This is a genomic window from Kitasatospora sp. NPDC042419 (assembly GCF_056437345.1).
The window spans coordinates 1-10,921 of record NZ_JBWKAW010000072.1; the positions used below are offsets into that span (position 1 = coordinate 1).

General features: G+C 75.6%; 2 protein-coding genes. Both read right to left on the minus strand.

The window, feature by feature from the left end; translation table 11 throughout:
* Positions 1 to 7,265, minus strand: a 7,265-nt coding sequence (locus AC067J_RS43515; RefSeq protein ID WP_478308420.1) for a type I polyketide synthase, incomplete at its 3' end; no start/stop codon positions are given.
* Positions 7,266 to 7,332: 67 nt separating this feature from the next.
* A partial coding sequence (locus AC067J_RS43520) for a KR domain-containing protein (protein ID WP_478308422.1) occupies positions 7,333 to 10,921 on the minus strand: 3,589 nt, incomplete at its 5' end.

Here is a 10,921-nt window from a genome sequence, read left to right on the forward strand (position 1 = left end):
CACACCTCATCCACCGCCCCCGCGAACACCGGGAACGCCCCGTACAACTCACGCCCGATCCCGTGCACCCGACCACCCTGACCGGTGAACAGCACGGCCGTGCGACCGCCGCCGCGCACCACGGACCCGGACACCGCGTCCGCCGGATCGGCCTCGCCGTCCGCGACCGCCGTCAGCGCGGCGGTCAGCTCCGCGACGTCCCGGCCGAGCACGACGGCACGGTGCTCCATCGCCGCGCGGCCCGAGGCCAACCCGGCTGCCACGTCGGCCGGTTCGAGGTCGGTGCGGGCGAGTGCCCAGTCCCGCAGGCGGGCCGCCTGGGCCCGCAGCCCGGTCGCGGTGCGCGCCGAGACCGCCCAGGGCAGCAGGCGGCCCCCGTCCGGTCCCGCGCCCGAACCCGCGTCGGGCCCGTCCTCCCCTTCGGTACCGGTCCGGGCCGGCGCCTGCTCCAGGATGACGTGCGCGTTGGTGCCGCTGATCCCGAACGAGGAGACGCCCGCCCGGCGCGGCCGGTCCGTCTCCGGCCAGAGCTGTTCCTCGGCCAGCAGCTCGACCCGGCCGGCCGACCAGTCGACGTGCGGCGAGGGCGCGTCCACGTGCAGCGTCCTCGGCAGCACGCCGTTGCGCATCGCCATCACCATCTTGATCACACCGGCGACACCCGCCGCCGCCTGCGTGTGGCCGATGTTGGACTTCACCGACCCGAGCCAGAGCGGACGGTCCTCCGGCCGGCCCTGCCCGTACGTCGCCAACAGCGCCTGCGCCTCGATCGGATCGCCCAGCGTCGTCCCGGTCCCGTGCGCCTCGACCGCGTCCACGTCCGCCGGAGCGAGCGCGGCACCGGCCAGCGCCTGGCGGATCACCCGCTGCTGCGAGGGACCGTTCGGCGCGGTCAGGCCGTTCGACGCGCCGTCCTGGTTGACCGCACTGCCCCGGACCACGGCGAGCACCCGGTGGCCGTTGCGCACCGCGTCCGAGAGCCGTTCGACCAGGACGAGGCCCACGCCCTCGCCCCAGCCGGTGCCGTCCGCGGCGGCCGCGAACGACTTGCAGCGGCCGTCCGACGCCAGCCCGCGCTGGCGCGAGAAGTCGACGAACACGGCGGGCGTCGACATGACGGTGACGCCGCCCGCGAGCGCGAGGTCGCACTCCCCGGTGCGCAGCGCCTGGCAGGCCAGGTGCAGCGCGACCAGCGACGAGGAGCACGCCGTGTCGACGGTGACGGCCGGGCCCTCCAGGCCCAGCGTGTAGGCGACCCGGCCCGAGGCGACGCTCCCCACGTTGCCGTTGCCGAGGTAGCCCTCAAGCTCGTCCGGCACCCGGTTCAGACGGGTCGCGTAGTCGTAGTAGATCGCGCCCGCGAAGACGCCGGTCCGGCTGCCGCGCAGCGACTCCGGATCGATGCCCGCGTGCTCGATCGTCTCCCAGGACGCCTCCAGGAGCAGCCGCTGCTGCGGGTCCATCGCCAGCGCCTCGCGCGGCGAGATCCCGAAGAACCCGGGGTCGAAGTCGGCGGCGTCGGGGACGAACCCGCCGGTCCGCACGTACGTGCTGCCCGGGCGCGACGGATCGAGGTCGAAGATCCGGTCCGTGTCCCAGCCGCGGTCGGTCGGGAAGTCGGTGAGCGCGTCGACGCCGCCGGCCACCAGGTCCCACAGCTGCTGCGGGGAGGCGACACCGCCCGGCAGGCGGCAGCCCATGCCGACGATCGCGATCGGCTCGTCGGCCGGCACCGCGGCGGCAGGGGTCGGGACGGCCGCCGGGGCCCGCCCGACGGCCCCGGCCGCCGCATCCGCGAGCCGCTCGTCCAGGTACCCGGCGAGCAGCAGCGGGCTCGGGTAGTCGAAGACGAGGGTCGCGGGCAGGCGCAGCCCGGTGGCGGCGCTCAGCCGGTTGCGCAGTTCGAGCCCCGTGAGCGAGTCGAACCCGAGGTCCCGGAACGCCCGGGCCTCCTCGATGCCGTCCGCCCCGGCGTGCCCGAGCACGGCGGCCGCGTGCGTGCACACGGTCCGGACGACCAGCGACCGGCGCTCGGCGGCCGGCAGACCGGCCAGCCGGCCGGCCAGCGCGCCCGACCGTCCCCGCGCGCCGCCCGCCGGCCCCCGCCGGTGCGGGACGCGGGCGAGGTCGCGCAGCAGCGCGGGCACCGTCTCGGCCCCGGCCCGGCGCAGCACCGCGACGTCCATCCGTACGGCGGTGAGCATCGGTTCGGCGCGGTCGACCGCGGCGTCGAACAGCGCGCAGCCCTGCTCGGCGGAGAGCGGCAGGACGCCGAGCCGCGTCATGCGCTGCCGGTCGGCGGTCCCGAGACCGGCGGTCATCTCGCTGCCCTCGGCCCACCAGCCCCACGCGAGGGAGGTCGCGGCCAGGCCGTGCGCCCGGCGGTGCCCGGCGAGCGCGTCGAGGAAGGCGTTGGCGGCGGCGTAGTTGCCCTGGCCGGGGTTCCCGATGACCCCGGCCGCCGACGAGAACAGCACGAACGCGCCGAGGCCGAGATCCCGGGTGGCCTCGTGCAGGTTCCACGCGGCGTCGACCTTGGGGCGCAGCACGGCCGCCAGGCGGTCGGGCGTCAGGGCCTGGATGACCCCGTCGTCCAGGACCCCGGCCGCGTGGACCACGGCGGTCAGCGGGTGCGCGGCGGGGATCGCGGCGAGCACGCGCGCGAGGGCGTCGCGGTCGGCCGCGTCGCAGGCCGCCACGGTCACGTGCGCACCGAGCGCGGACAGGTCCGCGACCAGGTCGGCCGCCCCCGGGGCCTCGCCGCCGCGCCGGCTGAGCAGCAGCAGGCGGCGGGCGCCGCGCGAGACGACCAGGTGACGGGCCAGCAGGGCGCCGAGCGTGCCGGTGCCGCCGGTGATCAGCACGGTTCCGTCGGGGTCGGACAGCGCTCCGGCGGCTGCCTCGGGCGCGGGCGCCGGAGCGGCGCGCACCAGGCGCGGCAGCAGCGCGGTCCCGCGTCGCAGCGCGATCTGGGCGTCGCCCGACGCCGCTGCGGCGAGGACGGTGCCGTCGTCGTCCGAGGACTCGGCGTCGGTGTCCAGGAGGACGAAGCGGCCCGGGTGTTCGGCCTGGGCGGAACGCACCAGGCCCCAGACGGCCGCCGCGGCGAGGTCGCGGACCCCGTCGGTGTCGTCGGCCGCGACCGCGTGGGAGGTCACGAACACGAGCCTCGCGTCGGCGGTCCGCTCGTCGGCCAGCCAGCGCTGCACGAGGTCGAGGACTCGCGCGGTGGTGTCGTGCACCCGGGTGTGCTCGGGGCCCTCCGCGGGCTCCACCCGCACGAGGAGGGTGACGGGCGACGGGGTGGCGGGCGACGGCGGGGTGGCGGGCGACGGGGTGGCGGCGTCGGTGGCCGCCGGAGTGGCGGGCCCGTCGAGGACGGTGAGCAGGGCGAGCGGGTCGGGGGCGCCAGGGGCGCCGAGGACTGCCCAGGCCACCCCGGGGGCAGCCGTGGGAGCAGCCGTAGGGTCCGTGTCCGCCGCGGCTACGGGGCCGTCTTCGCCTTCGCCTTCGCGTTCACCTTCACGTTCACCTTCACGTTCGCGTTCGCGTTCGGCCCAGCGCACGTCGAACAGCGAGTCACGGACCAGGGAGTCGGGTGTCCTCAACTGCTCGGCGGAGACCGGCCGGACGACCACCGAGCCGATGGACACGACCGGCCTGCCCGCCTCGTCGTGGGCGCGCAGCGACACCGCGCCGTCCTCGCCCACCGCGAGGCGGACGCGCAGGGCACGGGCGCGGCGGGTGTCGAGCCTGACACCCGTCCAGGTGAACGGCAGACCGGCCGCGACCGGCCCGTCCGCGTCGTCCCGGACCAGCATCGGGTGCATCGCCGCGTCCAGCAGCGCCGGGTGGAGACCGAAGCGGTCGGCGTCGGCGAGTGCCTCCTCGGCGAGCTCGACCTCGGCGAACAGCTCGGCACCGCGCCGCCAGACCTGCCGCAACCCTTGGAAGAGCGGCCCGTAGTCGAATCCGGCGGCCGCGGAGCGCTCGTAGACGTCGTCCGCGTCTACCGCCAACGCACCCGGCGGAGGCCACTGTTCGGCCGATACGTCGGCGGTTGCGTCCCCGGCAGGCTCCCCGGTCGCGTCATCCGGGGCCACCGTGAGCAAGCCCGACGCGTGCCGGGTCCACGGCCGGTCGGCGGGCGCGTCCTCGGCGCGCGAGTGGATGCCGATCACCCGGGCCCCGGAGTCGTCCGGGTCGTCCACGGTCACCTGGATCCGCACGCCCTCGGTGTCGGACAGCACCAGCGGGGTGTGCAGGGTCAGTTCGTCGAGGACCGGGCAGCCGGCCTCGCCACCCGCCCGCAGCGCGAGTTCGAGGAACGCCGTGCCCGGGACGATCACCGTGCCGAGCACCGCGTGATCGGCGAGCCACGGGTGGGTGGGGACGGCGAGCCGCCCGGTGAAGACCGTCCCGGACGTTCCCGCCAGGTCGACCGCAGCGCCCAGGACGGGGTGGTCGACGGCGAACTGGCCCCAGCCGGCACCCGATTCGGCAGCGGGCTCGGCCTCGGCCCAGTAGCGGCGATGCTGGAAGGCGTAGGTCGGGAGGTCGAGAGGCCTGGTGACGGCGCCCGACAGCGGGAGCACGGCGGTCCAGTCGACGTGCAGGCCCTGGACGAAGGCGGCGGACAGCGCCGTCACCAACCGCTCCGGACCACCCTCACCACGGCGCAGCGTCTCCAGGACGGTCGCGCCGGTGAGGTCCTGCTCCTCCAGCAGGTCCGCGACCGGGACGACCAGGCCGGGATGCGGGCTGCACTCCACGAACACCGTGTGCCCGTCCGCCAGCGCCGCGCGCACCGCCGTGTCCAGACGGACCGTGCCCCGCAGGTTGTCGAACCAGTACGTCCCCGCGAGTGTCCGGTGGTCGGCGATCGCTTCGCCGGTCACCGTCGAGTACATCGCCACCCGGCCCGGTCGCGGCGTCGTGGCCGCCGACAGCGCCTCGACCTCCTCACGGACCGCGTCCATGTGCGCCGAGTGCGAGGCGTAGTCCACCGGGATCAGACGAGCCCGGATGTTCTCGGCCTCACAGGCGGCCACGACCTCCGCCAACGCCTCCACATCACCCGAAAGCACCACACTGGTCGGCCCGTTCACCGCAGCGAGCGACAACCGTTCGTCACCCGCGACCAGTTCAGCCGCCCGCTCGGCGCCCACGCCCACCGACAGCATGCCGCCGCCCACCGAGGACACCCGCCGCAGCGCACGACTGCGCAGCACCACGATCCGCGCCGCATCCTCCAACGACAGCAACCCCGCCACATGCGCAGCAGCAATCTCGCCCTGCGAGTGGCCGATCACCCCGGCCGGGCGGACCCCCGCCGACTCCCACCATCGCGCCAGACCCACCATCACCGCAAACAACGCCGGTTGAACGACGTCCACCCGGTCCAGCAACGCGCCCGTGCCGTCGCGCAGCACCTCGGTCAGCGACCAATCCGTCAACGGATCCATCACCACCGCACACTGCGCGACGGCCTCCGCGAACACCGGGCTGGCGGTCAGCAGTTCAGCCGCCATGCCGGCCCACTGCGAGCCCTGCCCCGGGAACACGAACACCGGACCACCGGCCACAGCCGCGCCGGCACCGTCCTCGGCCACCGCCAACTCAGCAAGCCCGGCCGCCAGTTCACCGACATCCCGACCCCGCACCACCGCACGGTGATCGAAGACCGTCCGACCGACCGCCAACTCCCGACCCACCGAAGCCGGATCAGCATCCGGATTCGCCAGCGCCCACGACCTCAGCCGCCCCGCCTGCGCCCGCAACGCCCCACCCGAACGCGCCGACAACACCCACGGCACCACACCACCCGAACCGTCGACGACGACGGACTCGGAGTCGGACGCGAGCTCGGGCTCGCCCTCGGGAGCCTCCTCCAGCACCACGTGCGCGTTCGTCCCGCTCGCGCCGAACGACGAGACGCCGAAGCGGCGCGGGCGCTCCGAACGCGGCCACGCGACCGGTTCGGTCAGCAGCCGGACGTCACCGGAGTCCCAGTCGATGTGCGGCGAGGGCGCGTCCACGTGCAGCGTCCTCGGCAGCAGGTCGTGCCGCAGCGCCATGACCATCTTCATGATGCCCGCGACGCCGGCCGCAGCCTGGGTGTGGCCGATGTTGGACTTCACCGACCCCAGCCACAACGGCCGGTCCGCCGGGCGGCCCTGGCCGTACGTCGCCAGCAGCGCGTGCGCCTCGATCGGGTCGCCCAGCGCGGTTCCGGTCCCGTGCGCCTCCACCGCGTCCACGTCGGCCGTCGACAGGCCGGCGCTCGCCAGGGCCTGCCGGATCACCCGTTCCTGGGAGGGCCCGTTGGGTGCGGTGAGGCCGTTGGAGGCGCCGTCCTGGTTGACGGCACTGCCCCGGACCACGGCGAGCACGGGGTGCCCGTTGCGCCGGGCGTCCGACAGCCGCTCGATCACGAACAGGCCCGCGCCGTCGGCCGGGATGAAGCCGTCGGCCGCGGCGGAGAACGGCTTGCAGCGGCCGTCGAGCGGGACGCCGCGCTGGCGGCTGAAGTTGACGAAGGTCTCCGGCGTGCACATCACGGTGGCGCCGCCGGCGAGCGCGAGGTCGCACTCCCCCGAGCGCAGCGCGTTGACGGCCAGGTGCAGCGCCACCAGTGCCGAGGAGCACGCCGTGTCCACGGTCACCGCCGGCCCCTCCAGGCCGAGGATGTACGCGATGCGGCCGGCGAGCAGGCTGGCGGCGTTGGCCATGCCGAGCGTGCCGTCGCGGCCCTTGGCCGTCCGGGCCAGCACGGTGGGGTAGTCGAGCCAGTTGATCCCGGTGTAGACGCCGGTGCGGCTGCCGCGCAGCGTGGTCGGGTCGATGCCGCCGCGCTCGAACGCCTCCCAGGAGGTTTCGAGCAGCAGCCGCTGCTGCGGGTCCATCGCGGTGGCCTCGCGCGGCGAGATGCCGAAGAACCCCGCGTCGAAGTCGGCGGCATCGTGGACGAATCCGCCCTCGCGGACGTACGACGTGCCGGGGTTGTCGGGGTCGGGGTGGTACAGGGCGTCGAGGTCCCAGCCGCGGTCGGCGGGGAAGGGTCCGATCGCGTCGCCGCCGCCCTCGACGAAGCCCCACAGCTGCTCGGGGGTCGACAGCCCGCCGGGGAAGCGGCAGGCCATGCCCACGATCGCGATGGGTTCGCGGCCCTTGTCCTCCAGCTCCCGTACGCGTCGGTGCGCGTCGCGAGCGTCGGCAACGGCTCGCTTGAGGTACGCCCGGAGCTTCTCTTCCGACTCGGCCACGTCTACTTCGACTCCTCGATCGAACGGTCGCTGTCGCTGGGCTGGCGGGTCTCTCTCATCGGCCGTCTCACTCGAACCCCTGGTCGACGAGCGAGAACAGCTCGTCGTCGCTGGCGGAGTCGAGGTCGTCCGGGCCGTCCGGTTCCGCGGTCCCGCCGTCGCCGGGCTCCTCGCACAACGCCAGCAGCGTGCGCAGGCGTTCGGCGATCCGGTCGCGGGTGCCGTCCTCGGACAGGGCCGTGGGCAGTGCTTCGTGCAGGCGGTCCAGGTCCGCCAGCATCGGCGTCGCCGCCGACGACGCCTCCGCGATGCGGTCCATGAGGTGGCGGGCGAGGCTCACCGGGTTCGGGTAGTCGAACACGAGTGTCGAGCGCAGGTGCACCCCGGTGCCGCGCATCAGGCGGTTGCGCAGTTCGACCGCCATCAGCGAGTCGAAACCGACTTCCTTGAAGGCCCGTTCGGGGCCGAGTTCGCCGGTCCCCGGGTGTCCGAGGACCGCGGCGGCCCGGGTCCGGACGAGCGCGACCAGTTCACGCTCGCGTTCGTCCTCGGGCAGCGTCGCGAGGCGGCGCACGAGCGCGTCGGCCCCGAGGGCATCGGCCGCGTCGGACGCTCCGTCGGCCGCCTGCGGGTCCCCTTCGCGGGCGAGGTCCCGGAGCGGTCCACGGGCCGCCTCCGGATTCCCGCGCAGGGCCGCACGGTCGATCCGGGCCAGGACGAGCGCCGGCGCGGCGAGGCGCAGTGCGGCGTCGAAGAGCGCGAGCGCCTCCGGCTCGGACAACTCCACCAGACCAGGGTGGAGTTCACCGCCGAAGCCACTGCCCCCGTCCGCTCCGCCGTCCTGGGCGCCGACGGCGCCCGGCCCCCAGGCGAGCGAGACGGCGGGGAGGCCGAGTGCGCGCCGGTGGGCGGCCAGCGCGTCGACGAACGCGTCGGCCGCGGCGGTTGCGGCGCCGCCCGGGCCGCCCGCACCGCGCGGCAGGTCTCCCGCGGATGAGAAGGTCACGAAGAACGCCAGGTCGTGGTCGGCGGTGAGCTCGTGCAGCGCCCACGCCGTCCCGGCCTTCGACTCCATTGCCTGCCGCAGGAGTTCCCGGCTCCCGGGCGCACCCGGCTCCGTTCCCGAAGGCAGCGCGACGCCGTCGCGGACCGCGTCGGACACGTCGATCGTGTCGGACACGGCGGGCGCGTCGGACACGGCGGGCACGTCGGACAGGTCGAGCGCGTCGGGCACGTCGGGCCCGGAGGCCGCGTGCAGGATGCCGGTCAGCGGGTGCTCGGCGGTGATCGCGCCGAGAAGCTCGCGCAGGCCTTCGCGGTCGCCCGGTGCCCAGGCGGCCACCTCGACCTCGGCACCCGCCTCGGTCAGCCTGCCCGCGAGCTTCCCCACCGCGCCGATGTCCCGTCCGCCGCCCGGCAGAAGGACGAACCGGCGGACCCCGTGGGCGGCGAGGAGGTGCCCAGCCACCGCCCCGGCGAGCGCCCCGTCGGCACCGGTGACCAGCACCGTCCCGGACGCCGCCGACCGGAGCTCCGGCGCACCCGCGGCCGCCCGGTCGGCCGGCCCCACCCTGACCAGGGTCGGGACGAGAACGGTCCCGCCGCGCACGGCCAGTCGCGGCTCCCCCGCCGAAGCGAGGGCCGGCAGGACGGCCGCCGAGGCCGGGTCCTCACCGAGGTCGGCGTCGACCAGGACGACCCGGTCCGGGAGTTCGGCCTGGAAGGCGCACACCGCTCCCCACACCGCGGCCTGGACCGGATCGGGTGCGTATCCGTCGCCGTCCACGGAGACCGACCGCCGTGTCACCACGACCAGTCGGCCCGAGCCCAGCCGGGGGTCCTCCACCCAGGCCGCGACCTGCGCCAGCACCTCGGCCGCCGCACGGGCCGCACGGCCCTGCGGGTCCGGGACGGCGAGGCCGGCCCCGGCCGGATCGGGCCCGGGCCGGTCGGCGTCCGCCGCGTAGAGCACGGCAGTGGCGGGCACCGGCTCGCCCGCCCGGACGGCGGCGGCCAGCGCCTCCACCGTGGCGTACCGGCCCGCGGACTCCGGCCCCGCCGGGACGCGGGATCCGAGCAGGACGAGGCGGCCCGCCTCCTGGCCGGGGGCGGCCGCGTCGGTGGACGGGGCCGGCGGCTGGGCGGGAGGCTGGACGGGGAGCTGGGCAGGTGCCCACCGCAGCCGGAAGAGCGAGTCGCGGTGCACGCCCCCGGCCGCCCGCAGCTGCTCCGCCGAGACCGGGCGCACCGTCAGCGACTCGACGACCGCCACCGTCCGGCCCGTACCGTCCGCGACACGCAGCGACACCGCGTCGTCGCCCGCCGGGGCGATCCGCACCCGCAGGCCGGTCGGACCGGCGCCGCCGGAGAACCGGACGCCGTGCCACGAGAAGGCCACCCGCACGCCCTCGGAGCCGTCCGCGTCCACCCGCAAGGTCTGGATCCCGGCGTCGAGCAGGGCCGGGTGCACGGCGAACCGGGCCGCGTCGCGCTCGTGGCCGGCCGCGAGCGCGACCTCCGCGAACAGCTCGTCGCCGCGCCGCCACGCCGCCCGCATGCCGCGGAAGGCGGGACCGTAGTCGACCCCGGAGGCCGCCAGCCGCTCGTAGAAGCCGTCCACCGCCAGGGCCACCGCCCCGGCCGGCGGCCAGCTCTCCCCCTCCGGGTCGATCCCGCCGAGCCCGCCCTCCGGGGCGTCCGGGGCATCGGCCCTCAGCGTCCCGTCGGCGTGCTGGGTCCACGGCTCGTCGGCGGGGGCGTCCTCCGGCAGCGAGTGGACACTCACCGCCCGCGCTCCCGCCGCGTCGGGGGCGCCCACCACGACCTGCAGGCGGACGCCCTCCGCCTCCGGCAGGACGAGCGGGGTGTGCAGGGTCAGCTCCTCGACCGTCGGACTGCCGACCTCGCCACCGGCCCAGGAGGCCAGCTCGGCGAAGACCGTGCCCGGCAGGATCGCCGCGCCCAGCACGACGTGGTCGGCGAGCCAAGCGTGCGTCGCGGCCGAGATCCGGCCGGTGAAGAGCACACTGCCGTCGTGCGCCGAGTGCACCGCCGCGCCCAGCAGCGGATGGCCGACGGATGCCAGGCCGAGCCCCGCCGGATCCCCCGCACGCACGCCCTGGTCGAGCCAGTAGCGGCGGTGCTGGAAGGCGTAGGTCGGGAGGTCGAGAGGCCTGGTGACGGCGCCCGACAGCGGCAACAAGGCGGTCCAGTCGACGTGCAGGCCCTGGACGAAGGCGGCGGACAGCGCCGTCACCAACCGCTCCGGACCACCCTCACCACGGCGCAGCGTCTCCAGGACGGTCGCGCCGGTGAGGTCCTGCTCCTCCAGCAGGTCCGCGACCGGGACGACCAGGCCGGGATGCGGACTGCACTCCACGAACACCGTGTGCCCGTCCGCCACCGCCGCCCGCACCGCCGTGTCCAGACGGACCGTGCCCCGCAGATTGTCGAACCAGTACGAACCCGCGAGTGTCCGGTGGTCGGCGACCGCTTCGCCGGTCACCGTCGAGTACATCGCCACCCGACCCGGCCGCGGCGTCGTGGCCACCGACAGCGCCACGACCTCCTCACGGACCGCGTCCATGTGCGCCGAGTGCGAGGCGTAGTCCACCGGGATCAGACGAGCCCGGATGTTCTCGGCCTCACAGGCGGCC